The organism is Streptomyces sp. NPDC088387 (assembly GCF_044753385.1).
GTDB lineage: Bacteria > Actinomycetota > Actinomycetes > Streptomycetales > Streptomycetaceae > Streptomyces.
Window position 1 is genome coordinate 130,188 of sequence record NZ_JBIVNC010000008.1, and the last position, 23,524, is coordinate 153,711.

Consider the following 23,524-nt stretch of genomic DNA (forward strand, 5'->3'; position numbering starts at 1 on the left):
AGGTGATCGCGGTCGGCCAGGGGACGGACGCGCGCCACGCCCGGGTGTGGCGTACGGGCTCAGCGTCCGCCGGAGGTCTGTCTGCCGCGTACGGCCGCGACCCTGCGGTACAGGTCGGCGGCCTCGGTGCCGCGGCCGAGCTGTTCCAGGCAGTGCGCCTCGTCGCTGCGGCCGGCGAGGGTGTCGGGGTGGTCGGCGCCGAGGACCCGCTCGCGGGCCTCCGCGACCCGCCGGTACTCGGTGAGGGCGTCCGACCACCGGCCGAGCCAGCCCAGTCCGACGGCGACCTCGCGCCGGCTGACCAGGGTGTCCGGGTGGTCGGCGCCGAGAACGCGCTCGCGGATCGCGCACACCTCCAGCGACTCGGCCAGGGCCACCTCCCAGCGGTTCATCCGGCCGAGGTTGACCCCGAGCCCGTGGCGGGCGCGCAGGGTCTCGGGGTGGTCGGGGCCGTCGACGCGGGTGCGGTCGGCGACGAGATCGCGGTAGAGCGCGAGGGCCTCCCCGATCCGGCCGAGCCGGCCCAGGCTGATGCCGATCTCGTAGCGCGCGGCGAGGGTGTCCGGGTGGTCGGGGCCCAGGGCGTGGGCGCGTGCCTGCGCGACCTCGCGGTAGGTCTCCAGGGCCTCGGTCCAGTGACCCAACTGGCCCTGGGCGTACCCGACTTCGTAGCGGGTGACGAGGGTGTCGGGGTGGTGCGGGCCGAGCACCCGGGCCCGCCCCTCGGCCACCTCGTACGCCATCCGGTACGACTCATCCAGCCGGCCGAGTCTGCTGAGGTTGAACGCGAGGTTGTGGCGGCAGCGCAGGGTGTCGGGGTGGTCGGGGCCCATGGCGCGCTCGCGGGCGGCGAGTACCGCCGTGTACACCTCGTGGGCGTCGAGGGGCCGCCCCAACTGGCCCAGGACGTACGCCATCTCCTGGCGGGCGGCGAGGGTGTCCGGGTGGTCGGCGCCGAGGGCGCGCTGCCGGGCGTCGGCGACCTGGGTGTACTCGGCGAGGGCGTCGGCGGCGCGGCCGGTGCGGCTGAGGGTGAAGGCGATCTCGTAGCGGCTGGCGAGGGTGTCGGGGTGGTCGGCGCCGAGGGCGGTCTCGCGTTCGGCGGCGACCGAGCGGTGCACCTCGCCCGCCTCGCTCCAGCGGCCGGCGCGCCCCAGGCTGAGTCCCGCGTTGTGGCGCACGGTGAGCTCCGCGAGCACCTCGGGGGCGGGGGCCCGCGGTCCGGCCGGTGCGGGTCCGGCGAGGGGGCCGGCGTCGGGGCGGGCGATCCACTCGTTGGTCAGTCCTGCCCAGACGTCGGCCGGGTTGGCGCGCGCAACGGCGCCGGTCGCCTTGTGTCCGGTGGTCATGCCCTGGGTCCAGGACGGCATCCGCGCGGCACGGGCCGGGGGTTCGGCGGTGGTCCGGTGCGCCGGGCGGGTGGTGGGCACGGTCGGGGCGTAGGTGGGTGTGGCGCGGGCGGCGCTGATCCGCCGGGCCAGTTCATGGGCGTCGTCCGGGCGCTGGTCGGGCAGCTTGGCGAGCAGGTCGAGGATGATCTGCTCCAGGTAGGCGGGCAGTTCGGCACGGTGCCGGCGCGGCGGTGTGGGCGGGGTGTCGCGGTGTCCGACGAGGATCGACCACGCGTCGTCGAGGTTGAACGGCGGTGCCCCGGTCGCGATCTCGTACAGGACGCACCCGAGTGAGTACAGGTCGCTGCGCTGGTCGACCTCGCTGCCGCCGATCTGCTCGGGCGACATGTAGTGCGGGGTGCCCATCGCGACGCCGGTGCCGGTGAGTTTGGAGGTGTAGCCGATGTCGTGGCCGAGACGGGCGATGCCGAAGTCGCAGATCTTCACGGTGCCGTCGGTGAGCCGGACGATGTTCGCCGGCTTGAGGTCCCGGTGCACGATGCCCTGCTGGTGGGTGTAGGCGAGCGCCGAGGTGACCTGGTCGGCTATCTCCACGATGTCGTCGACGGGCAGCGGACGCTGGGCGTTGTCGTCGAGCAACTGGCCGAGGTTACGGCCGTCCAGCAGCTCCATCACCAGGAACAGCACCCCGTCGGCCTCGCCGAAGTCGTGGACGACCGTGATGCCGCGGTGCTGGAGCGCGGCCGCCACCCGCGCCTCGCGCCGGAACCGCTCGCGCAGGACCCGGGTGAACGCCTGGTCGTGCAGCGGGCCCATCGGTTTCAGGCACTTCACCGCGACCTGCCGCCCGAGCGACTCGTCGCGTGCCCGCCACACCTCGCCCATGCCGCCGCGCCCGATCACGTCGAGCAGCCGGTACCGGCCCTGGATCAGCCTGGTGTCCGCCATCGCGTGCTGTCGCCCCCGTCGCCTGTTGCCGCGCCCTCCCCCGGCCCGTCCAGTATGGCGAGCGGTCGTCCGTCTTCGCACGGTGCCGGGCTCGCACGGCGATCGGGTCGGACCGTCGCCCACAGGCCGGACCTGGGAGGCGGCTGCCAGCGTAACCGGGTGGGGACGGGGATCCGCAGGGTACCCGCGGCACGGAAACACGGGATGTCCGCGGCGGGGCGGCCGGGCATCGCCGCGCGACGGCATCCGGCGCTCCGCCGCGGGGAGTTGTCAGCGGCGCACCCGGGGCATCCGCAGACCGATCCACGAGATGATCTCGCGCTGGATCTCGTTGTTTCCGCCGCCGAAGGTGAAGATCACGGCCGAGCGGTAGCCGCGTTCCAGCTCGCCGTGGAGCACCGCGCCCGCGGAGCCCTCCCGCAGCGCGCCCGGTGCGGCGACGACCTCCATCAGCCAGGCGTAGGCGTCGCGGCGGGCCTCGGAGCCGTAGACCTTGACGGCGGAGGCGTCCTGCGGGGTCAGGGTGCCGTTCTGGAGGGCGTTCACCATCTGCCAGTTGAGGAGGTTCAGCGCGTCGAGCCTGACGTGCGTCTGGGCAAGGCGCCGGCGCACCCAGGGCAGGTCGACGACGCGGCGGCCGTCGGTGAGCTTGGTCTCCATCGCCCAGTGCTGGACGTCGTGCAGGGCGCGGATGGCCATGGTGCCGTGCGCGGCGAGGGTCACGCGCTCGTGGTTGAGCTGGTTGGTGATGAGCCGCCAGCCCTGGTTCTCGTCGCCGACCCGGCGGGAGACGGGGACGCGGATGTTCTCGTAGTAGCTGGCCGTGGTGTCGTGCGAGGCGAGGGTGTTGATGAGGGTGCAGGAGTAGCCGGGGTCCGAGGTCGGGACGAGCAGCATGGTGATGCCGCGGTGCGGCGGGGCCTCGGGGTCGGTACGAGTGGCGAGCCAGACCCAGTCCGCGGTGTCGCCGTTGGTGGTCCAGATCTTGTGCCCGTTGACGACGTACTCCTCACCCTCGCGCACGGCACGGGTCTTGAGGGCGGCGAGGTCGGTGCCGGCGCCGGGCTCGCTGTAGCCGATGGCGAAGTCGAGCTCGCCGGAGAGGATCCGGGGAAGGAAGAAGTCCTTCTGCTCGTCGGTGCCGTACTGCATGATCGTCGGGCCGACGGTGTTCAGGGCCATCAGCGGCAGCGGGATGCCCGCCTGGGCGGCCTCGTCGAAGAACACGAACTGTTCCGTCGGGGTGAGGCCGCGTCCGCCGTACTCCTTGGGCCAGCCGACACCGAGCCAGCCGTCGGAGCCGAGGCGGCGGATGGTGTCGCGGTAGAAGCGTTTCTGGGTGGCGGGTTCGGTGTGCCGGGCGTACGCGTTGTCGGGGACCAGTTCGGCGAAGTAGGCGCGCAGTTCGGTGCGCAGCCGCAGCTGCTCGGGTGTGTGGTCGAGATGCACGGTGCCTCCTGGCTGCCCATGACCGGACCTGACGGCGCACACCGTAGAACGTGTTCCAGAAATTGGGAAGGCGCGCGGGCGGGCGTCAGCCCAGCATGTCCAGGAAGTCGGTGCAGGCGGCCGCGCAGGCGTGGCAGCGTTCGGCGGTGCCCTCGGCGCCGGGCACCCCGGCGAGGGCGGCCGCGTACTCCAGGCACACGGTCCTGCACCACTCCAGCTGGACGCGCAGCCCGTCCTCGTCGACGCCTGTCTCCTCGCCGAGCACCCGGCACGTGGCGTCGCAGACCTCGGCGCACATGATGCCCTTGCGGCGGACGAACTCGCGGTTCACGGTGCCGTCGGGCGCCGCCTGGCTCGCCCGCAGCGCGGCGGCGCGCGCACAGTCGGTGCACGCCTGCGCACAGGTGAACCGGGTCTCCAGGAAGCTCACGAGTTCCTGCCGGGAGGGCGTTGTCGAAGTCACGGGATTCGGGTTGCCGGTGGCGGCCGGACCAAACCAGGCCTTCCGGCCCGCGCTCGCGGCGCGCCCACGATTCCCGGCCCACCCCGACTCATGGCCCGCCCCGCCTCCCGGCCCGCCCACGACACCCGGCCCGCCGTGTCGCTCCTCCGGGGTGAGTGGCCGGTTCACCCCGCCTCACGGGGGTACCCGGGGCACATGACCACCACAACGACCAGCGCAGTCATGGATCTGGCCGAGTCGAGCGGACTGCTCGCGATCGGCCCGCTCGCCGTCGGCCTCGCCCTCGTGGCGGTCCTGATCGGGGCGTTCCTGTTCGGTATCCGCCGGCGCCGGAGCCAGCCGCGGCCTCCGCGCCCCGACGAGCAGCCCCAGCTGCCGCCGGACGGACCCGTGGGTGAGGTCCAGGAGAACCGCGAGCCGGACGAGGTGCCCCGCAGTGACCACGCCCTGTCCCCGCACGAACTGAGCAACACGGGGACGCGGACCGGGGAGCCGAAGCCGCGGCGCCGCTGGAACCGGAGCTGACCCTTCCGCGACAGGATCGCCCGGCTGTGCCGGGCAGAACGGGTTTCGGCCATCCCGACTGGTTATCGTCCCGGTTTGGGAGTATCCATGAGGTATGAGCAGCGCAGGAACGCAGCTGGCCGCAGCCAGCGGGCTGCTGAGCCTCGGTCTCTTCGGAGTCGCGGTCGCGGTACTGGCCGTCCTGGCCGGCAGCTTCTGGTTCGGCAACCGTCTCAAGGAACGTCAGCCCCCGACGCCGAGGGCCGACGAACAGCCGCGGCCCCCGGCCGACGGCCCGGTCCACGAGGTCATGGAGAACCGCGAGCCCGACGAGGTTCCCAGAACTCCCAAGGGCGGTCGCCCGCTGACCCCCTACGAACTCAGCAACATGCAGACACGGCCGAGCACGTCCAAGGAACGCCGCCGCTGGTCCAAGGGCACCAGCGGATCCTTCGGCGGCGGCGGACTCGGCGCCCACTGAGGGCCGCCCGCTCAGGACCGCCCGCGTGAGGGCCGCCCCTCAAGGGCTGTCCCTCACGCGGGCGGCTCCCCCTCGAAGCTGGCGAAGTACGCCGCCACCATGTCCTCGTCCGCGTGCCCCTGCGCCTCGGCGCGCGCGAACCGCTCCGCCGCCGCGGCGGCCAGATCCAGCCGTACGCCGTGCTGCTGCCCCGCCTCGACGATGAGCCGCGCGTCCTTCGCGGCGGTGTTCACGGCGAACTGGGCCGGAGTGAGCCGCCCTTCCAGCAGCAGGGCCGACTTGCTCTGCGCGTACCCCATGTCGAGCGGCCCGCCGGAGATCAGGTCGAAGAAGTGCTGCGGGTCCACGCCCAGCCCCTTGGACAGGGCGAGGGACTCGCCGATCGCGTTGGTGGCGGCCAGGACCCAGCTGTTCGCGACCAGTTTCAGCCGCGTCGCGGTGCCCGCCGCCGCGTCCTCCCCCGTCCACACGGTCCGGGCGCCGACGGCGTCGAAGACCGGCGTCACCGTCTCCCGGCCCTCGACCGGACCGGCCGCGAGCACGGTCAGTTTGCCGGCCTCGGCGGGCTGACGGGTGCCGAGCACGGGGGCGTCGTAGAAGATCACGCCGTGCTCGGCGGCCAGGGCGGCCAGTCCCGCCACGTCGTCCAGGCTGGTGGTGGTCGACTGCGACCAGATCACGCCACGGCGCAGCGCGGGGACGGCCTGGCGGGCGACTTCGCGGACGGTGCCGCCGTCGTAGAGCATCGTGAGGACGACGTCCGCGTCCCGCACGGCGTCGGCGGGTGTCTCGGCGATGTGCACGCCGTCGGCGGCGAGGGGTTCGGCCTTGTCCCGGCTGCGGTTCCAGGCGTGGACGGTGTGTCCGGACCTCGCCAGGTTGCGGGCCATCGCGGCGCCCATGATGCCGGTGCCCAGAACACCCACGGTGAGCTTGTCGGTCATGTCCTCAACTTCCTTGTTCCCTTGGTGCGTCGGCCGCGGTGGCGCGGCCGGTCAGTACGGGTGCGGCACGGAGAAACCGCGGCCGCTGGGGTGCGGTTACCGGGCGGAACCGCCGGACTCCATGCGGGCGATGTGGGCCACGTTCTCCCGGTCGTCCGTGTCGGTGCTGGGCGCTCCGGCGAACCAGGCGTCGAGGATCTCCTTGAGCAGTGGTTCGGAGGTGAGGCGCAGGCTCAGTGCCAGCACGTTGGCGTCGTTCCATCTGCGGGCGCCGTCCGCCGTGTAGGCGTCCGTGCACAGCGCCGCGCGGACGCCGGGCACCTTGTTCGCGGCCAGCGACGCGCCCGTGCCGGTCCAGCAGCAGACGACGGCCTGGTCGGAGGTTCCGGCGGCCACGTCACGGGCCGCCGCCTCGGAGCACACGGCCCACTGCGGGTCGTCCCCGGGCCGCAGCGCGCCCCGGGTCACCACCTCGTGGCCACGCTCACGCAGCTCCGTGACGAGCCGTTGTGCGACGGGTTCGTCCATGTCGGAGGAAACGGAGATCCGCATGTCCCGGAGCGTACCCCGGTGCCCCGGGGCGGGCCGGTCGAGTCCGGGCGCACGGCCGGGACCCGGCCGGTCCGTCACCGGTGGACGGGGGCCCTCGCCGGTGGGCGGGGTCCGTCACCGGTGCCCGTCCGGTGCCGTGGCCGCCCGGCCCGGCGGCGCCCAGCCGTCGCCCTCCCGGCGTTCGGCGAGCGCGCGGAGATGGGCCTCGACGTAGGGCACGGCCACCTTGTCGAGTTCGCCGTCGATGAAGGCGGGCTGGACGTTGACCTCGAAGACGACTCCGCCGTGCTCGACGGCGAGGTCGACGCCGGCGAACTGGAGGCCGACGGAGGCGGTGGCGGCGATGGAGAGCTCGGCCAGTCGTGGGTCCAGGTCGGCGGGCGGGATGTGTACGGCGGTCGCGCCCTGGCTGGTGTTGCACGGCGTGTCGAGCGCGGGCTGGAGGTGTTCCCTGGCGTGGACGACGCGGCCGTGCAGGACGAAGACGCGGAACTGGTGGCGTCGTCCGTCGGCGGTGATGTTCCCGGCGTCGCGGGACAGCATCCAGTCGGAGTCGCGCTCGGTGTAGTAGGCGGTGACGCGCTCCAGACCGTCGAGGTCGGTGACGTGGAACGTGTCGCTGCCGCCGGTGCCGACGACGGGCCGGGCCCAGACGTCGCCGCCGAGCTTCTCGAAGGCGGCGGCCGCCTCCTGCGGTCCCGGCGCGTGGAGCACCACGGTCTCCATGTGGGCCACTCCGTCGCGCTGGAAGCGCTCGACGGTGAGGTTCTTCTCGGTGGCCGTGCGCCAGGCGGAGACGCCGGTGCCGAGGGTGACGGCGTCATGGCGGTGCAGCAGCCGCTGGAATCCGGCGAGGGACTGGCGGCGGTGCGGCGGGATCTCGTAGAGCACCACTACGTCGGGCTCCAGGTCGAGGCGTTGCCGCGGGACGATGAGCCGTAACCGGCTCCGGGACCGAACACCGCGGCCGGTGCCGCCCGCGGCGAAGTTCCGGGAGTCGATCCGTACCGGGGGGCCGCCGGTGAGCAGCTCCACGGCCTGGGCGAGGACGTCCCCACAGCCTTCGGGCGAGGTGGGGTCGGTGACTAGGGCGACACACGGACGGGACACAGCGGCCTCCAGCGGCTCTGGACGCACCGGTACCGCGGGCGGGTCGGCGTGCGCGGCGGCCGGGCGCTCTCACGAGTGGTGCCTGTGCGGACGGTCACCGGCGCCCGTCGCTCCGGAGGCCGGGCCGGGTCCCCTGACGGGCCGGAACCGGCGGCGGCCGGGGCGGGCAGGCCGGTGACCGCACGGTGGAACTCGGCCCTGTCGGCCGGGCCGCAGGGCTTGGGCGACACACTGTAGGTGCCATACGCCGGGCCGTGACAGGGCGCACGGGCCGGGCTCCCCCGCTCCCGCCCCTGCGCCGCCCGCCCCCGCCCGTGCGCCCTCGGTACGGGCGGGGCCCCTGGCCCGCCGGGGGGCCTCAGCCGTCCCAGGTCCAGTCGGCGACCTCCGGGAGGTCCGTGCCGTGTTCGCGGATCCAGTCGTGGTGGCGCAGGCGGGCGTCCTCCATGCGCTGGCGGACACCCGCCGCGCGGACGGCGAGGCCCGGGACGCGGTCGATGACGTCCATGACGAGCCGGTAGCGGTCGAGGTCGTTGCGGACGACCATGTCGAACGGGGTGGTCGTGGTGCCGATCTCCTTGTAGCCGCGTACGTGCAGCTGGTTGTGGCCCTCCCGCCGGTAGGCGAGGCGGTGGATGAGCCAGGGGTAGCCGTGGTACGCGAAGATCACCGGCTTGTCGGCGGTGAACAGCCCGTTGTACTCGAACTCGCTCATCCCGTGCGGGTGTTCGTCGCCGGGCAGCAGCCGCGCGATGTCGACGACGTTCACGACCCGCACCGCCAGGTCGGGCAGGTGGGTGCGGAGGAGCTGCGCCGCCGCCATCACCTCCTGGGTGGGCACGTCCCCGGCGCACGCGAGGACCACGTCCGGTTCGCGCGTGCCGTCCTCGGTGCCCGCCCACTCCCAGATGCCGGCGCCGCGGGCGCAGTGCACACGGGCCTCGTCCATGGACAGCCAGTCGAAGCAGGGCTGTTTGCCCGCCACGATCACGTTGACGTAGTCCCGGCTGCGCAGCGCGTGGTCCGCCACGGAGAGCAGGGTGTTGGCGTCCGGCGGAAGGTAGACACGCACGGCCTCGGGGCTCTTGTTGAGGATGTGGTCGACGAACCCGGGGTCCTGGTGGGAGAAGCCGTTGTGGTCCTGGCGCCACACGTGCGAGGTGAGCAGGTAGTTGAGGGAGGCGATGGGGGCGCGCCAGGGCAGCCGGCGGGTGACGCGCAGCCACTTGATGTGCTGGTTGACCATGGAGTCGACGATGTGCACAAACGCCTCGTAGCACGAGAAGAGCCCGTGCCGGCCGGTGAGGAGGTAGCCCTCCAGCCAGCCCTGGCAGGTGTGTTCGGAGAGGATCTCCATCACCCGGCCGTGCCGGTCGAGGTGTTCGTCGACGTCGAGGAGCTCCGCCTGCCAGGCCTTGCCGCTGGCGGAGTAGACGGCGTCGAGCCGGTTGGAGGCGGTCTCGTCGGGGCCGACCAGCCGGAAGTCCCGGCGGCCCGCGGTGCCGCGCATCACGTCTTCGAGCAACGTGCCGAGGACGCGGGTGGGTTCGTGCAGGGTGGCGCCCGGTTTGCCGACCTCGACGGCGTAGGTGTCGAGGTCGGGCAGCGGGAGTTCGCGCAGCAGGAGTCCGCCGTTGGCGTGCGGGGTGGCGCCGAGCCTGCGGGGGCCCTCCGGGACGCAGTCGAGGACGTCCGGGTGGGGGCGGCCGTCCGCGTCGAAGAGGTCGCCGGGTCCGTACGACCGCAGCCAGGCCTCCAGTTGCCGGCGGTGCTCGGCGTTGTCCCGGACGGCGGACAGCGGCACCTGGTGGGCGCGCCAGGTGTTCTCGACCGGCAGGCCGTCGACCTCGCGCGGCCCGGTCCATCCCTTGGGGGTGCGCAGGACGATCATCGGCCAGCGGGGGCGCTCGGTGGATCCGTCCTCGCGGGCGGCGCGCTGGATGGCGGCGATCCGGTCGAGGGCGAGGTCCATGGCCGCGGCCAGCTCGCGGTGGACGGCGGCGGGGTCGTCGCCGGAGACGTGGATGGGGGCGTGGCCGTAGCCGCGCAGGAGTTCGTCGAGTTCGGGCTCGTCGATCCGGGCGAGGACCGCCGGGTTGGCGATCTTGTAGCCGTTGAGGTGCAGGACCGGCAGGACGGCGCCGTCGTGGACCGGGTCGAGGAACTTGTTGGAGTGCCAGGACGTCGCCAGCGGTCCGGTCTCCGCCTCTCCGTCGCCGACGACACAGGCGACCAGCAGGTCCGGGTTGTCGAAGGCGGCGCCGTAGGCGTGGGAGAGCGAGTAGCCGAGCTCGCCGCCCTCGTGGATGGAGCCGGGCGTCTCGGGCGCGACATGGCTGGGCACACCGCCGGGGAACGAGAACTGCTTGAACAGCCGGCCCATCCCCGCCGCGTCCCGCGTGATGTCCGGGTACGTCTGGGTGTACGAGCCCTCCAGCCAGGAGTTGGCGACCACCGCGGGCCCGCCGTGCCCGGGTCCCCATACGCACAGGGCGTCCAGGTCGCGGGCCTTGATCACACGGTTGAGGTGGGTGTACACGAGGTTGAGTCCGGGCGAGGTGCCCCAGTGGCCGAGCAGCCGCGGCTTGATGTGCTCGGGGCGCAGCGGTTCTTCCAGGAGCGGGTTGGCCATGAGGTAGATCTGGCCGACGGACAGGTAGTTCGCCGCGCGCCAGTGCGCGTCGAGCTTCCGCACCTCCTCGTCCGTGAGCTGCTCGGGGCGCTGCTGCGGGTCTGCGGACATCACGGTCCCTTCCGGTTCGGGCGACGGTCAGGCGTCCGGTCCGGCGCCTGACCGCTCTCCGGTCAGGCGTCCGGTGCGGACGGCGGTCGAGCCGCTGCCGTCCGTATCCCCCACCCTCGCCCGGATGTGCCTGTCCCGCGCGCCGCGTCCGCCGCCGTCCGCGGGGCCGCCGGGCGCCTCCGTGACCTCACGGGACCGGGTTCACCGTGTCCATGCCATTGACAAAAGGGTGCCCGGACAGAAATCTGTCAGCCACGAGCCGCAAACTTGCGACTGATTCACGCAAAACAATAACTCCCCTCCGGCAATACCGGACATTCGTACGAGCGCGCCCCTCCCCTTCGTCGTCCCCCGCCATGGAACGAGGACGCCATGAGACGGAAAAGACTCGGTCTACGGACGATCACCGGCCTGCTCCTGGCCGGTCTGGTCGCCTTCGGCCTGCAACCCGGACCGGCCACGGCGGCGCCCGCCGCCGCGGGCCCCAATCTCGCCCTGGGCAAGACCGCCACGGCCGGCGGCTCCAACAGCGGCTACGGCGCCGTGAACGTCACCGACGGCAGCCAGGCCTCCTACTGGGAGGGCCCGAACGGGTCGTTCCCGCAGTGGGTCCGCGTCGACCTGGGCGGTGAGGTCGAGGTCGACCAGGTCGCCCTCAAGCTGCCCGCCTCCTGGGGCACCAGGTCCCAGACGCTCGCCGTCGAGGGCAGCACCAACGGCACCGACTTCACGGCGCTGTCCGGCTCCGCCGCCCGCAGCTTCAACCCGGCCTCCGCCAACACGGTCACGGTCGACTTCACCGCCCGCACCGTGCGCTACGTGCGGGTGAACGTGACCGCCAACTCCGGCTGGAACGCGGCCCAGTTGGCGGAGCTGGAGATCTACGGCACGGACACCGACCCCGGCAATCCGCCGGTGGACGGCACCAACCTGGCCCGCGGCAAGGCGATCCAGGCGTCGACGACCATCCACTCGTTCGTCGCGGCCAACGCCAACGACGGGCAGCTGGGCAGCTACTGGGAGTCCAACGGCCTCCCGGCGACGCTCACGGTCCAGCTCGGCGCCAACGCCGACCTCGCCGGGGTGAACGTCAAGCTCAACCCCGACAGCGCCTGGGCCACCCGTACGCAGAACATCGAGGTCCTGGCCCGCGCGGCGGGGGCGAGCAGTTACACCTCCATCAAGGCGCCCGCCAACTACACCTTCAACCCCGGCTCGAACTCCAACGCGGTCTCGATCCCGGTCACCGGCCGCTACGCCGACATCCAGCTGCGGATCACCGGCAACACCAGCGGATACGGCGCGCAGGTCGCCGAGTTCGAGGTCATCGGCACGGCGGCACCCGCCCCCGACCTCGTGGTCAACGACCTCACCTGGACCCCGGCCACGCCCAGTGAGGCGGACAACGTCACCGTCCGCGCCACCGTGCGCAACGCCGGCACGGCCGCCTCGCCGGCCTCCACCGTCAACGTCAGTATCGACGGCACGGTCGCCGGCAGCGCCCCCGTGGGCGCCCTCGCGATCGGCGCCACCGCCGACGTCACGGTGAACGTGGGCAAGCGGCCCCAGGGCAGCTACACCGTCTCCGCCGTGGTCGACCCCACGGACACCGTGCCCGAACTCGACAACACCAACAACAGCCGCACCGCGGCGACCAGGCTGAACGTCACCCAGAGTCCGGGCCCGGACCTGGAGGTGCGGGGCATCACCACCAACCCGGCCAGTCCCGCGGCCGGCGCCTCCGTGTCGTTCACGGTCACCGTGCACAACCGCGGCACCACCGCCGTGCCCGCGGGCTCGGTCACCCGGGTCTCCGCCGGTTCCAGCACCCTCAACGGCACCGCGGGCAGCATCGCGGCCGGCGCGAGCGCCCAGGTCGCCATCAACGGCACCTGGACCGCGACCGGCGGCGGAACCGTGCTCACCGCGACCGCCGACGCCACCAACGTCGTCACGGAGACCAACGAGAACAACAACGTCTTCTCCCGCTCCATCGTGGTCGGCCGCGGCGCCGCCGTGCCGTACGTCGAGTACGAGGCGGAGGACGGCACCCACAACGGCACCCTGCTGACGGCGGACGCGACACGGACCTTCGGGCACACCAACTTCGCCACGGAGTCCTCGGGCCGCGAGTCGGTGCGCCTCAACTCCACCGGTCAGTACGTGCAGTTCACGTCCACCAGCCCCGCCAACTCGATCGTCGTACGCAACTCAATCCCGGACGCGGCGGGCGGTGGCGGCCGCGAGGCGACCCTGAGCCTCTACGCGAACGGCACCTTCGTCCGCAAGATCAACCTCTCGTCCAAGCACAGCTGGCTGTACGGCAACACCGACACACCCGAGGGGCTCACCAACACCCCGCAGACCGACGCACGCCGGCTCTTCGACGAGTCGAACGCGCTGCTCTCGCAGACCTACCCGGCGGGCACCACCTTCCGCCTCCAGCGCGACGCCGACGACAGCGCCGCCTTCTACATCGTCGACCTGGTCGACCTGGAGCAGGTGGCCCCGCCCACCGCACAGCCGGCCGGCTGTGTCTCCATCACCCAGTACGGTGCCGTGCCCAACGACGGCATCGACGACACGGACGCCATCCAGCGGGCCGTCACCGCCGACCAGAACGGGCAGATCGACTGCGTGTGGATCCCGGCGGGCCAGTGGCGCCAGGAGCAGAAGATCCTGACCGACGACCCGCTCAACCGCGGGCAGTACAACCAGGTCGGCATCAGCAACGTCACCATCCGCGGTGCCGGAATGTGGCACTCGCAGCTCTACACGCTGACCCCGCCCCACCAGGCGGGCGGCATCAACCACCCGCACGAGGGCAACTTCGGCTTCGACATCGACGACAACACCAAGATCTCCGACATCGCCATCTTCGGCTCCGGCACCATCCGGGGCGGAGACGGCAACGCCGAGGGCGGCGTCGGACTCAACGGGCGGTTCGGCGAGAACACACAGATCCGCAACGTGTGGATCGAGCACGCGAACGTGGGTGTGTGGGTCGGCCGCGACTACGACAACATCCCCGAACTGTGGGGCCCCGGTGACGGCCTGGAGTTCTCCGGGATGCGGATCCGCAACACCTACGCGGACGGCATCAACTTCACCAACGGCACCCGCAACTCATCGGTCGAGAACTCGTCGTTCCGCAACACCGGCGACGACGCGCTCGCCGTCTGGGCGAACAAGTACGTCAAGGACCAGTCCGTCGACATCGCCCACGACAACCACTTCCGCAACAACACCATCCAGCTGCCCTGGCGCGCCAACGGCATCGCGGTCTACGGCGGCTACGGCAACACCATCGAGAACAACCTGATCAGCGACACCATGAACTACCCGGGCATCATGCTGGCGACCGACCACGATCCGCTGCCCTTCTCCGGGCAGACGCTGATCGCCAACAACGCCCTGCACAGAACCGGCGGCGCGTTCTGGAACGAGGACCAGGAGTTCGGGGCCATCACCCTGTTCGCCCAAGGGGTGAACATCCCGGGGGTGGTGATCCGTGACACCGACATCCACGACTCCACGTACGACGGCATCCAGTTCAAGACCGGCGGCGGCACCGTGACCGCCCAGATCAGCAACGTCACGATCGACAGGTCCAACAACGGTTCCGGGATCCTCGCCATGGGCGGGGCCCGCGGCAGCGCCACGCTGTCGAACGTGACGATCACCAACTCGAGGGACGGGAACATCCTCGTCGAACCCGGCTCGCAGTTCGTGATCAACCAGCAGGCGGCGGCGAACGGGGGTGCGGCGAAGAAGCGCTGACCCCGGCGCCGAGCAAGTGAGCGAGTGAGCAAGTGAGTGAGGGCTCCCCGGCCGCGACCTGTGACCAGTCGTGGTCGGCCGGGGAGCCCTCACGTTCCTATTCGGCCGCCGCCGTCGCCCGTCCGCGGGCCCGGCGGTGCACAACCCAGCCGGCGGCCGTGAGCAGTGCGGCGAGGCCGGCCGCGGTGCCGACGGTGGCACCGGTGGAGGCGAGGCTGCCGCCGGAGCCGGCGGCCGTCCCCGTGGTGCCGCCGGCGCCCGAGGCCGAGCCGCCGGCCGTCGAACCACCGGTGCTGGAACCGCCCGTGCCAGAACCGCCGCCCGTCGAGGTACCGCCGGAGTTGTCGCCGCTGCCCGGGTCGGTGTCCACGGGGTCCTGGCCGACGAACGCGACCGGCACCTTGACGTCCTGCGAGCGGTCGCCGGACAGCGTGTGGTCGGCGCGGGTGGCGAGCACACACTTCACCTTGAAGCAGTCGGTGAACTCGTCCCTGGCCCCGACGGTCAGCTCGACCTCGAAGGTGCCGCCGTCGCCGTACGGGATCGCCAGGTCCTCGCCGTAGTCCGGCGGGTTGGAGGAGATCCACGCCGATGTGTGCGACGCGCCGGTCATGTCGACGCCGCCGATACACGGTGTGGGCAGTTCACCGGCGCCGTTGTCGACGCACAGGGCGACGTAGATGCCCTTGTCGACGTCGTAGCCGGAGCCGGTGACGGTCAGCGTCTGGTCCTCGACGGCGAGGTGGTTGACCGGGGTGACGGTGAGCTTCTGGCCCTCGGGGCCGGTCACCGTCTTCGAGCCGGAGGGCTCGTCGTCACCGCCGTCGCCGCCACCGTCCCCGCCGCCGTTCGACGACTCCTCGACCGTGAGGGTGACGGGCGAAGTACGGGTCGTACCGGCCGCGTTGGTGAACTCCGCCCGGTACCGGTAGCCGTCGTGCGACTGCTGGGCCGTGAAGCTGTACGCGTTCGCCGTCGCGCCCTCGACACCCGACCAGGTCTGTCCGCCGTCCGGGCTGACCTGCCAGCGCACGGTCGGCGCCGGGGTGCCCTCGGCCGCCGCGACCAGGGTGACCTCGTCGCCGGGCGCCACCGTCTGGTTCGTCGGCGACTGAGTGACCTTCGGGGACATCCTGCGTTCCAGCCGCAGGACCTCGCTCTCGGCCTGGTTGGTGAGGAAGACGGTGCCCGCGCCCGGGGTGACGGCGACGCCCGCGAAGGCGCCGGCCCGGCTGCCCGGCAGGGCGAGCGACTCGGCGGCCTTCTCGAAGGTGACGCTGTCGACGACGTCGAGGGAGCCGACGTTGTCGGCGCCGTCCTCGGCGCTGCCGTAGTCCTCGCGCAGCACAAAGGCGTCCTTGGTGGCCTTGTCGAAGGCGATCGCGGTGGGTCGGTCCTTGCCGGTCAGCGTCTTGAGCAGCTTGGCGTCCTTGTCGAAGACGAGGACGTCGTATCCGCTGCCGACCCAGACGTTGCCGGTCTCCGGGTCCACCGTCACGAAGGTCAGCAGGTCGGAGGTGAGGTCGGCGGTGGCGGTGACCGCGAGATCGCCGGCGGTGTCGATCCGGCGGAGCTTCTTCGTCGTGTGGTCGGCGGCCCAGAGGGTCTTGCGGGCGGTGTCGGCGCCGAGGACACCGACGCCGTCGAGGGTGACCGTGCGGCTCTTGGCGCCGGTGGCGACCACGACCTCGGAGAGGGCCGTGCCCTGGGAGACGAAGGCCGTGGACGCGTCGGTGCCGGGCGCGACCCCGCTGATGGGGTCGCCGGTGGGCCAGGCGCCCTTGGCGGCGGTGTCGCCGTCCTTGGCGGTGCCGATGCCGCGCACCGGGTACTGGAAGACGACGCCGTCGCCGGCCAGCGGGCCGACGATCCGCTGCACGTTGCGCGGGGCGAGCGCGCCGGTGGAGCTGGGCGCCTGCGCGACGTGGCTGAGGACCCTGCCGTCCTTGGGGTCGAGGACGTACAGCCCGGACTCGTTGACGTCGGCGGTGTCCGGGACGTTGTTCGAACCGACGTACAGCTTCCCGGAGTCGGGGTGCAGCAGCAGCGCGTTGGGCTGGCCGGCGGTGCCGTACTCGGCGGACTTCACATAGCTGACGGTGCCGGCCGGCACGTCCACGCCGTCGCCGTCACCGCCGCCGGGCTGCTGGCCCTTGAAGGTGACGGGGATCCGCACGTCCTGGGAGCGGTCACCGGCGGCGCGGTGGTCGACGCGGGTGACGACCGAGCAGGCGACCTGGGTGCAGTCGAGGCCGCCGTCCTTCGCCTTGACGTCGATCCGGACGTCGAACGTGCCGCCCTCGCCGTAGGTCTCGGTGAGTTCGCCCTCGTTGGGGTCGCCCGGCGGGACGATCCACTTGGACGAGCCGCTGCCGCCGGTCTGGTCGGCACCGCCGAGACAGGGCGTGGGGACGCGGTTGTCGCCGTTGTCCTTGCACACGGCGACGTAGATGCCCTTGGTGGCGTCGTAGCCGTCGCCGGTGACACGGAGCGTCTCGCCGGCCGGGTCGAGGTTGGCGGAGGCGGAGACGGTGAGTTCCTGGCCGTCCTTGCCGTGCGCCGTCCTCGGTGTGTCCGCGGCCTGCGCGGGCGCGCCGACGGTCATCGCGGTGGCTCCGGCGGCGATCAGCGCGGCGGAGCCGAGCAGTGCCGCGGGGCGCCTGAGGCGGGTTCGGGCCGTGCCGTCCGGACGGGGTCTGCCGGTCGTGTCGTCAGTCATGGGTTCCTCGTGGCTGGTTGCGTCCGGCTTCCCCCGGGGACACCGAGGGCCGGGCACCGCGCGATGCGGGGTGCCCGGCCGGAGGGGACTACTGGAAGCTGATCGGGACGTGCACGTCGTACTTCCGGTCGCCGGTGTCGGTGTGGTCGGCGCGGGTCACGACGGCGCAGGTGACGTCCTCGCCGCAGATGCTGCCGTCCGCCAGCGTGGCCTTGACGAAGATGTTCACGCTGAAGGTGCCGCCGGTCCCGAAGCGGGAGCTGTTGGCGACGGTGCCGCCGCCCTGGTTGGACACCCAGTGCGAGGCGCCGGTCGAGCCGGTCTGGTCCTGGCCGCCCAGGCACGGGGTCGGCTGGCTCTGGCCGGGGGCGCCGCTGACGACACACAGGGCCACGTAGACGCCCTGCCCGGTGTTGTAGCCGGAGCCGGAGACCGTGATGACCTGGCCCGCGGCGGCTGCGGTGTTGGGGGCGGTCAGGGAGAGGTTGTACGTCGTGCCGCCGTCGGTGATCGTACGGGTCGACGTGGCGGCCGAGGCCGAGCCGGCCAGGCCCAGGGTCAGGGCGGCGGACGCGGCGACGGCGAGACCGGCGCGGGCGGCGGTACGGGCGGAGACAGCTCGCATGGTGGGGGCCTTTCACGGTGAAGGGGTGCGGAGCACGGCAAGGGGCGGTGCGGGCCGGCGGGACGGGCCGGCCCGCACCACGTGCGGCTACTGGAAGGTGATGGGGACGTGCACGTCGTACTTGCGGTCGTTCGTGTCGAAGTGGTCGGCACGGGTGACCACGGCACAGGTGACGTCCTCGCCGCAGACGCTGCCGTCGTCGAGGGTGGCCTTGACGAAGATGTTCACGTTGAACGTGCCGCCGGAGCCGAACCTGGAGCTGTTGGCGAAGAGTCCGCCGAAGGTCTGGTTGACCCAGTGCGAGGCGCCGGTCGAGCCGGACTGGTCCTGCCCGCCCAGGCACGGGGACGGCTTGTTCGCGCCCGGGGCGCCGTTGACCACGCACAGGCCGACGTAGATGCCCTGGCCCGTGTTGTATCCGGAACCGGAGACCGTGATGACCTGGCCCGCCGCCGCGGCCGTGTTCGGCGCGGTCACGGACAGGTTGTACGTCGTGCCGCCGTCGGTGATCGTACGGGTCGACGTGGCGGCCGAGGCCGAGCCCGCGAGGCCCAGGGTGAGCGCGGCGGAGGCGGCGACGGCGAGGCCGGCACGGGCGGCGGTTCTGACGGAGACGGGTCTCATACGAATCCTTTTCTCGGAAACGGCCCCAACTTAGGTAAGGCAAACCTAATTACGATCTCGGGATTCTTGTCAATGGGTTGCAAAAAATCCCAACTCACCGTTTTCTCCGGGCGGTTCGGGCATGCCGAGGAGCGGACCCGATGGGCCCGCTCCTCGCTGTGGTGTACGCGTAAGTCCACCGGTCAGTCCGGGCTGCGCACCTCGAACCGCACGGCGGCGCCGCCGTGTTCACCGGTGACGGTGGAGAGTTCCGCAGTGTGCTCGCCCGCCGGCGCGTTGGCGTAAACAGGGAACGCCCGCGCGACGCGCCCCTGTTCGTCGGCCACCGCCTGATAGCGGGTGTCCCCGTCGATGGCGACCAGCACGGTCTCGCCGGGGGTGAACCCCTCGCCGGTGACGGTCTGTTCGCCGCCCGCGGTGAGCGCGGGCGACGCGACGGTCGCCGTCGGACCGGTGGTGTCCGGCGTGCTCACGGGCTCCGACTCCGGCGCGTCCGAGGGCGGTTTGCTCGTGGACGGCCGCGGCGCCGGGTTCCGCTCCGGCGGTACGGGTGTCCCGGCACCGGTGCCGACCGTCAGGTCGAGCACACCGAGCGCCTCACCCTCGGTGAACTCCCGGCCGCTCCAGTCCGACAGCAGCCGCGCGCCCTCCTCCGTCAGCGACGCACGCAGCCCGGTCCAGGTCGCCCCGGTGTCCCGTACGACGGCTTCGGCGGTGCCCGACGTCACCTCGGCGAAGGCGAACTCGGCTTTCCCGGCGCCCGGTTGGCGGACGTACAGCGCCCCGGTCCCCTCGTCCAGACCGAGCCGCAGCTCGTCCAGGAGCAGTTGGTCCGCCGGTTCCCCGGTCGTCGCGAGACGTGCCGCGCCGGCGAGCCGTACGTCCGCGTCACCGGTGCCGGCGTCCACCGCGCCGGACTCGGCACGGAACCAGGCGCGCCCGGCCGACCCGCTGTCACCCTCCAGCGTCAGCCCGCTCCCGGCCAGTGCGCCGGTCGCCCACCCGACGTACCCCCCGGACACCTCGCCCGCCCGTGCGGTCGCCGCACCCGGCGCGAGCAGTGCGAGCACGGCGCCGCCCGCCACCACCAGTGCGGCGGCAGGCCTCTTCCTCGCCGTCATTCCCACCCTCCCTCGGACCTTCCCCTCGAAGAACATGACCGCGCGCGGCAGACGACCGGGGCCCTCAGCCGCCGGTCGACGCACCCCCGCCCGACGCACCCTCGCCCGACGCGCCGCCGGCCGACCGGCGTCGGCGCGCCACGGCCCAGGTCGCGGCGCCGGCCACGACCAGCCCGGCCGCGGTGAGCCCCAGCGGCATCGCGACGTCCGAACCGGTGCTGGCCAGCGGCCCGTTCGCGTCCGAGCCCGACTCGCTTGTGCCGGTCGCCGTACCGCCGCCCGTGGTCGCCGCGCTCTCGGTCGCCGACGGCGTCGCGGACGCCCCGCCGTCGCTGGACGACGAGCCGGCGCCCGAGCCGAACGTCACCGGGATACGGACCGTCTGGGTCTGGTCGCCGCCGCGCGTGTGGTCGTTGCGTGTGATGACCGCGCACTTCACGCCGGACTTGGTGCAGTCCGTGTTGGCGTCCTTGGCGCGGACCTTGAGCCGCACGGAGAACGTGCCGTTGTGGGCGCTGCCGCCATAGGCTTTGGCCAGCCCCTCGCCGTAAGACGGCGGGTTCGAGGACACCCAGACGGACGCTCCGGACTCACCGGACATGTCGACGCCGCCGACGCAGGGAGTCGGCGTCTTGCCGGCACCGTTGTCCACGCAGAACGCGACGTAGATGCCCTTCTCCGTGTTGTAGCCGGTGCCCGACACGGTCACCGTCTCGCCCGCCGCGTTCAGGCCCGCGTTCTTGGACACGGTGAGTTTCTGTCCCTCGGGGCCGGTCGCCGAGCCTCCTGCCGCGACCGCCGGTGACGGCACCCCCAGCGCCAGTGCCGCCGCGACCGTGACCACGCCGGCCCAGCCAACTCGCTTGGCGCGCAGGCCCCTTGCCGATGACATGAAACACCCCCACCTCGGGAAACTTAGGCCAGCCTAACCTAAACTAGTGTTCCATCGAGTACCAGCGCAGAGGAAAGGCCGAGAAATGAGAGCTGCCCGACCGACCCAACGACCCGCACGGGGGCGCGGACTTGCCGCCCTCGCCCTTGCCCTGGCGCTGCTGACCGGGGCCTGCGGCGGTGCCGGATCGGGGTCGGGGTCGGACAGCGCGTCGGAGGCCGGATCCGGTACGTCCGTCATGGGGGCCGGTGAGCGGGCCTCGGCGGCGCAGAAGCGGCTCGACGCGAACACCCTCGTCCCGCTGGAGGGCAAGGCGCCGGTGCCGGAGCTGCCGGTCACCGTCGACTCGTCCGACGGGCGTGAGGTGACCGTCGAGGACGCCTCACGGATCCTGCCGCTCAACGGCGGTGTGGCGGAGATCGTCTTCACCCTCGGTCTCGGCGACCGGGTCGTCGGCCGGGACATCACCGCCACCTTCAAGGAGGCGGCGAAGCTGCCCCAGGTCACCAAGGCGCACGACGTCAGCGCCGAGAGTGTGCTCTCGCTGCGGCCGACCGTCGTCCTCGCCGACACCGACACGGGTCCGCAGGAGGCGATCGACCAGATCCGCGACGCGGGGGTGCCCGTGGTCGTCCTGGACCCGGCCACCGAACTCGCCGACGTCGCCACCCGCACCACCCGGGTCGCCGAGGCACTCGGTGTGCCGGCGGCGGGCAAGGCCCTCAACTCCCGTATCGCCGGGGAACTCGACGCGGCCCGTGCCGCGGTGCCCGACGGCAGCCGGCCCAAGGTGGCGTTCCTCTACATGCGGGGCAGCGCGGCCGTGTACCTGATGGGTGGCAAGGGGTCCGGCGCGGACTCCCTGATCGCGGCGGCGGGCGCGGTGGACGCGGGTGTGGAGGCAGGCCTGGACAAGCCGTTCACCCCGCTCACCAGCGAGGCCCTGGTCAAGGCACAGCCCGATGTGATCCTGATGATGAGCAAGGGGCTCGAATCGGTCGGGGGCATCGACGGGCTGGTGGAGATCCCGGGCATCCGCGAGACCCCGGCCGGGATGGACCGCCGGGTCGTCACCCTGGAGGACGGTGTGCTCCTCGGCTTCGGGCCGCGGACCCCCCTGGTCATCGACATCCTGGTGGCGGGACTGCACAAGACCTGACGGGCGTCACCGGCCGCCGCGCACGGGGCGGGGCGGCCGACGACGGTTCACCGTTCAGCCCGGTCCGGTCCTGGCCTGTCAGTCCTCGCCCCGGACGATGTTCTCCTCCGCGCCCGTCTGCGCGAGGGGCGCCGGCTCCTGTCCCCGCACGGCCGGCAGACAGGTGCGTATGCCCTCTCCGCGCAGTCTCCTGGCCTTCGACCAGCCCGTCTCGGGGCGTCGGCCGACGACTTTCCCGCCGCTGTTCTCGGTCACCGCAAACATCTTCCTTCTGAGTCGGCAGGCACCGCCTCGGTCCGGTTCCGTCACCGGACGGCTGGGGGCGGCGCCTTCGCCGACGGGTCCCCTCCGGCGCGGCCGGTAAACAGCCGGTGGCCACAGCCCCGCCCGGCTGCCGGAGGGCCGTTTGCCCCCGATCGTCCCGGGAACCCGGGCGCCATGGCTGGTAGCAGCGGTAGGACCCCCAAGGCCGCGTCCGGTCGCGCGCCGGAGAATCACCACGGCGGACGCCCCAGCGGGCGGACACCGGAACCGATCGACGGCCGTGCGAAGGACGGGGTCCGGGTGGGTGGGCGGACCGTGGCGGTGTCGCATCCCGACAAGGAGATGTTCCCCGAGGACGGCATCACCAAGGCCGAGCTGATCGACTACTACCGGACCGTGGCCCGGCCGATGCTCACGCACATCAGGGACCGGCCGCTGGTGATGGAGCGCTACCCCGACGGCTATCTGGGAAGGTCCTTCTACCACAAGGACGTTCCGGGCCACTTCCCCGACTGGATCCGTACCGTCGAGGTGGCCAAGGAGGGCGGCAGCCTCACCATGGTGGTCTGCGACGACACGGCCACCCTCGTATATCTCGCCAACCAGGCCTGTCTCACACCGCATCCGTGGCTGAGCCCCGCCGACGACCTCGACCGCCCCGACCGGCTGGTCTTCGACCTCGACCCGGCGGACGTCGAGGACGCTTTCGAGACCGTCCGGTGGACGGCCCGCACACTGCGCGAGCTGCTCACCGAACTCGGCCTGCGCCCCGCCCTGATGACCACCGGATCGCGCGGGCTGCATCTGCTGGTGCCGCTGGAGCGGGGCCCGGACTTCGACACCGTACGGAACTTCGCCCATGCCGTCGCCGACGTGCTCGCCGGGCGCCATGACGACCGGCTCACCACCGAACCCCGCAAGAAAAAGCGCCGGGACCGGCTCTATCTGGACGTCCAGCGCAACGCCTACGCGCAGACCTCCGTCGCCCCCTATGCCGTACGGGCCCGTCCGCACGCCCCGGTCGCCACACCCCTGGACTGGGCCGAACTCGACGATCCGGAGCTGGGCCCGCGCAGCTGGACCCTGCGCACCCTTCCCGAGCGCCTCGACACACACGGCGACCCGTGGAAGGGGCTCGGCCGCAGCAGACGCTCCCTGGCCAGGGCGCAGGAGCGGCTGGCCGAACTCACCGGCACCTCCGCCACGTAGGGCAATCCCCGTAACCGGAAGGACGAGGCACCACCATGCGCATCGCGTTTCTCACCGCACCCGAAGGCGTCGAGCAGATCGAGCTCACCGATCCATGGCAGGCCGCCGCCGAGGCGGGCCACGAGCCCGTGCTGGTCTCGACGGAATCCGGCGAGATCCAGGCGTTCAACCATCTCGACAAGGCGGACACGTTCGCCGTGGACGAGGTCGTGGGCACCGCGACGGCCGACACGTTCGGCGCGCTTGTGCTGCCGGGCGGCGTCGCCAACCCGGATCTGCTGCGCACGGACGAGCGGGCCGTGGCGTTCGTGAAGGCCTTCTTCGAGCAGGGCCGACCAGTCGCGGCGATCTGTCACGCGCCGTGGACCCTGGTCGAGGCGGACGTGGTCCGGGGCCGCACCCTCACGTCGTGGCCCAGTCTGCGGACCGACATCCGCAACGCGGGCGGCACCTGGGTCAACGAACAGGTGCGGATCTGCGACCACGGGCCCAACAAGCTGATCACCAGCCGCAAGCCGGACGACCTGAAGGCGTTCCGCGAGGCCTTCCTGGACGTGTTCGCCGCCGCCCGGGGCTGAGCGCCGG

Annotated in this window: 19 protein-coding genes; 6 read left to right on the forward strand and 13 right to left on the reverse strand. The window is 72.2% G+C overall.

Annotated elements, in window-relative coordinates:
* Positions 1–59: 59 nt before the first annotated feature.
* The 3 genes from ACIQAC_RS22375 to ACIQAC_RS22385 all read right to left on the reverse strand — a co-directional run bounded on the left by ACIQAC_RS22375 (position 60) and on the right by ACIQAC_RS22385 (position 4,212).
* Positions 60–2,300 (reverse strand): tetratricopeptide repeat protein, encoded by a 2,241-nt coding sequence (locus ACIQAC_RS22375; protein ID WP_402193587.1) that lies wholly within the window; start codon positions 2,298–2,300, stop codon positions 60–62.
* Positions 2,301–2,570: 270 nt separating this feature from the next.
* Positions 2,571–3,749: an acyl-CoA dehydrogenase family protein gene (locus tag ACIQAC_RS22380; protein WP_402193588.1), complete on the reverse strand. Its 1,179-nt coding sequence runs from the start codon at positions 3,747–3,749 to the stop codon at positions 2,571–2,573.
* Positions 3,750–3,834: 85 nt separating this feature from the next.
* Positions 3,835–4,212 (reverse strand): ferredoxin, encoded by a 378-nt coding sequence (locus ACIQAC_RS22385; protein WP_402193589.1) that lies wholly within the window; start codon positions 4,210–4,212, stop codon positions 3,835–3,837.
* Between the two features lie 195 nt (positions 4,213–4,407).
* Between ACIQAC_RS22385 and ACIQAC_RS22390 the strand changes: the two genes are divergently transcribed.
* Complete coding sequence (locus ACIQAC_RS22390) at positions 4,408–4,737, forward strand: DUF6479 family protein (protein ID WP_402193590.1); 330 nt, start codon at positions 4,408–4,410, stop codon at positions 4,735–4,737.
* Positions 4,738–4,831: 94 nt separating this feature from the next.
* On the forward strand, positions 4,832–5,197 hold the full coding sequence (locus ACIQAC_RS22395; protein ID WP_402193591.1) for a DUF6479 family protein: 366 nt from the start codon (positions 4,832–4,834) through the stop codon (positions 5,195–5,197).
* A 53-nt stretch (positions 5,198–5,250) separates the two neighbouring features.
* Here ACIQAC_RS22395 and ACIQAC_RS22400 read toward each other — a convergent pair whose 3' ends face one another.
* The 4 genes from ACIQAC_RS22400 to ACIQAC_RS22415 all read right to left on the reverse strand — a co-directional run bounded on the left by ACIQAC_RS22400 (position 5,251) and on the right by ACIQAC_RS22415 (position 10,546).
* Positions 5,251–6,141: an NAD(P)-dependent oxidoreductase gene (locus ACIQAC_RS22400; RefSeq protein ID WP_402193592.1), complete on the reverse strand. Its 891-nt coding sequence runs from the start codon at positions 6,139–6,141 to the stop codon at positions 5,251–5,253.
* A 96-nt stretch (positions 6,142–6,237) separates the two neighbouring features.
* Positions 6,238–6,693: an RpiB/LacA/LacB family sugar-phosphate isomerase gene (locus ACIQAC_RS22405; protein WP_402193593.1), complete on the reverse strand. Its 456-nt coding sequence runs from the start codon at positions 6,691–6,693 to the stop codon at positions 6,238–6,240.
* Between the two features lie 114 nt (positions 6,694–6,807).
* The gene (locus ACIQAC_RS22410) at positions 6,808–7,803 is read right to left on the reverse strand and encodes a RimK family alpha-L-glutamate ligase (RefSeq protein ID WP_402193595.1); all 996 of its coding nucleotides are present in this window, start codon (positions 7,801–7,803) and stop codon (positions 6,808–6,810) included.
* A gap of 358 nt (positions 7,804–8,161) precedes the next feature.
* On the reverse strand, positions 8,162–10,546 hold the full coding sequence (locus ACIQAC_RS22415; RefSeq protein ID WP_402193597.1) for a phosphoketolase: 2,385 nt from the start codon (positions 10,544–10,546) through the stop codon (positions 8,162–8,164).
* A gap of 372 nt (positions 10,547–10,918) precedes the next feature.
* On the opposite strand from ACIQAC_RS22415, the gene ACIQAC_RS22420 reads away from it, so the two are divergent.
* Positions 10,919–14,326 carry a CARDB domain-containing protein gene (locus tag ACIQAC_RS22420; RefSeq protein ID WP_402193599.1) on the forward strand — a complete coding sequence of 1,136 codons (3,408 nt, stop codon included), beginning with the start codon at positions 10,919–10,921 and terminating at the stop codon, positions 14,324–14,326.
* Positions 14,327–14,423: 97 nt separating this feature from the next.
* Here ACIQAC_RS22420 and ACIQAC_RS22425 read toward each other — a convergent pair whose 3' ends face one another.
* From ACIQAC_RS22425 to ACIQAC_RS22445, 5 genes are all read right to left on the reverse strand, one after another.
* Complete coding sequence (locus ACIQAC_RS22425) at positions 14,424–17,045, reverse strand: immunoglobulin I-set domain protein (protein ID WP_402193601.1); 2,622 nt, start codon at positions 17,043–17,045, stop codon at positions 14,424–14,426.
* 88 nt (positions 17,046–17,133) lie between these two features.
* A complete protein-coding gene (locus ACIQAC_RS22430; protein WP_402193602.1) occupies positions 17,134–17,670 on the reverse strand; it encodes a hypothetical protein in 537 nt (178 codons plus the stop codon).
* An 87-nt stretch (positions 17,671–17,757) separates the two neighbouring features.
* Positions 17,758–18,294 carry a hypothetical protein gene (locus ACIQAC_RS22435; protein ID WP_402193604.1) on the reverse strand — a complete coding sequence of 179 codons (537 nt, stop codon included), beginning with the start codon at positions 18,292–18,294 and terminating at the stop codon, positions 17,758–17,760.
* A 182-nt stretch (positions 18,295–18,476) separates the two neighbouring features.
* Entirely contained in the window at positions 18,477–19,415 is a 939-nt protein-coding gene (locus tag ACIQAC_RS22440; protein WP_402193606.1) for an HtaA domain-containing protein, read from the reverse strand.
* Positions 19,416–19,479: 64 nt separating this feature from the next.
* Positions 19,480–20,307 (reverse strand): hypothetical protein, encoded by an 828-nt coding sequence (locus ACIQAC_RS22445; protein ID WP_402193608.1) that lies wholly within the window; start codon positions 20,305–20,307, stop codon positions 19,480–19,482.
* 85 nt (positions 20,308–20,392) lie between these two features.
* On the opposite strand from ACIQAC_RS22445, the gene ACIQAC_RS22450 reads away from it, so the two are divergent.
* Complete coding sequence (locus ACIQAC_RS22450; RefSeq protein WP_402193609.1) at positions 20,393–21,466, forward strand: hemin ABC transporter substrate-binding protein; 1,074 nt, start codon at positions 20,393–20,395, stop codon at positions 21,464–21,466.
* Between the two features lie 78 nt (positions 21,467–21,544).
* Here the strand turns inward: ACIQAC_RS22450 and ACIQAC_RS22455 are convergent, their stop codons facing one another.
* Complete coding sequence (locus ACIQAC_RS22455; RefSeq protein WP_402193610.1) at positions 21,545–21,721, reverse strand: hypothetical protein; 177 nt, start codon at positions 21,719–21,721, stop codon at positions 21,545–21,547.
* Positions 21,722–22,030: 309 nt separating this feature from the next.
* On the opposite strand from ACIQAC_RS22455, the gene ligD reads away from it, so the two are divergent.
* Together ligD and ACIQAC_RS22465 are read left to right on the forward strand one after the other, a co-directional pair.
* Positions 22,031–22,939: a non-homologous end-joining DNA ligase gene (gene ligD, locus ACIQAC_RS22460; RefSeq protein WP_402193612.1), complete on the forward strand. Its 909-nt coding sequence runs from the start codon at positions 22,031–22,033 to the stop codon at positions 22,937–22,939.
* Positions 22,940–22,974: 35 nt separating this feature from the next.
* On the forward strand, positions 22,975–23,517 hold the full coding sequence (locus ACIQAC_RS22465; RefSeq protein ID WP_402193614.1) for a type 1 glutamine amidotransferase domain-containing protein: 543 nt from the start codon (positions 22,975–22,977) through the stop codon (positions 23,515–23,517).
* The last annotated feature ends 7 nt before the right edge of the window (positions 23,518–23,524 follow it).

Excerpts from the sequence above, each read along its gene's own strand:
- ACIQAC_RS22375 (WP_402193587.1), bottom strand. The coding sequence starts at position 2,300 with ATGGCGGACACCAGGCTGATCCAGGGCCGGTACCGGCTGCTCGACGTG.
- ACIQAC_RS22390 (WP_402193590.1), top strand. The coding sequence starts at position 4,408 with ATGACCACCACAACGACCAGCGCAGTCATGGATCTGGCCGAGTCGAGC.
- ACIQAC_RS22395 (WP_402193591.1), top strand. The coding sequence starts at position 4,832 with ATGAGCAGCGCAGGAACGCAGCTGGCCGCAGCCAGCGGGCTGCTGAGC.
- ACIQAC_RS22400 (WP_402193592.1), bottom strand. The coding sequence starts at position 6,141 with ATGACCGACAAGCTCACCGTGGGTGTTCTGGGCACCGGCATCATGGGC.
- ACIQAC_RS22405 (WP_402193593.1), bottom strand. The coding sequence starts at position 6,693 with ATGCGGATCTCCGTTTCCTCCGACATGGACGAACCCGTCGCACAACGG.
- ACIQAC_RS22415 (WP_402193597.1), bottom strand. The coding sequence starts at position 10,546 with ATGTCCGCAGACCCGCAGCAGCGCCCCGAGCAGCTCACGGACGAGGAG.
- ACIQAC_RS22420 (WP_402193599.1), top strand. The coding sequence starts at position 10,919 with ATGAGACGGAAAAGACTCGGTCTACGGACGATCACCGGCCTGCTCCTG.
- ACIQAC_RS22425 (WP_402193601.1), bottom strand. The coding sequence starts at position 17,045 with ATGACTGACGACACGACCGGCAGACCCCGTCCGGACGGCACGGCCCGA.
- ACIQAC_RS22430 (WP_402193602.1), bottom strand. The coding sequence starts at position 17,670 with ATGCGAGCTGTCTCCGCCCGTACCGCCGCCCGCGCCGGTCTCGCCGTC.
- ACIQAC_RS22435 (WP_402193604.1), bottom strand. The coding sequence starts at position 18,294 with ATGAGACCCGTCTCCGTCAGAACCGCCGCCCGTGCCGGCCTCGCCGTC.
- ACIQAC_RS22440 (WP_402193606.1), bottom strand. The coding sequence starts at position 19,415 with ATGACGGCGAGGAAGAGGCCTGCCGCCGCACTGGTGGTGGCGGGCGGC.
- ACIQAC_RS22445 (WP_402193608.1), bottom strand. The coding sequence starts at position 20,307 with ATGTCATCGGCAAGGGGCCTGCGCGCCAAGCGAGTTGGCTGGGCCGGC.
- ACIQAC_RS22450 (WP_402193609.1), top strand. The coding sequence starts at position 20,393 with ATGAGAGCTGCCCGACCGACCCAACGACCCGCACGGGGGCGCGGACTT.
- ACIQAC_RS22465 (WP_402193614.1), top strand. The coding sequence starts at position 22,975 with ATGCGCATCGCGTTTCTCACCGCACCCGAAGGCGTCGAGCAGATCGAG.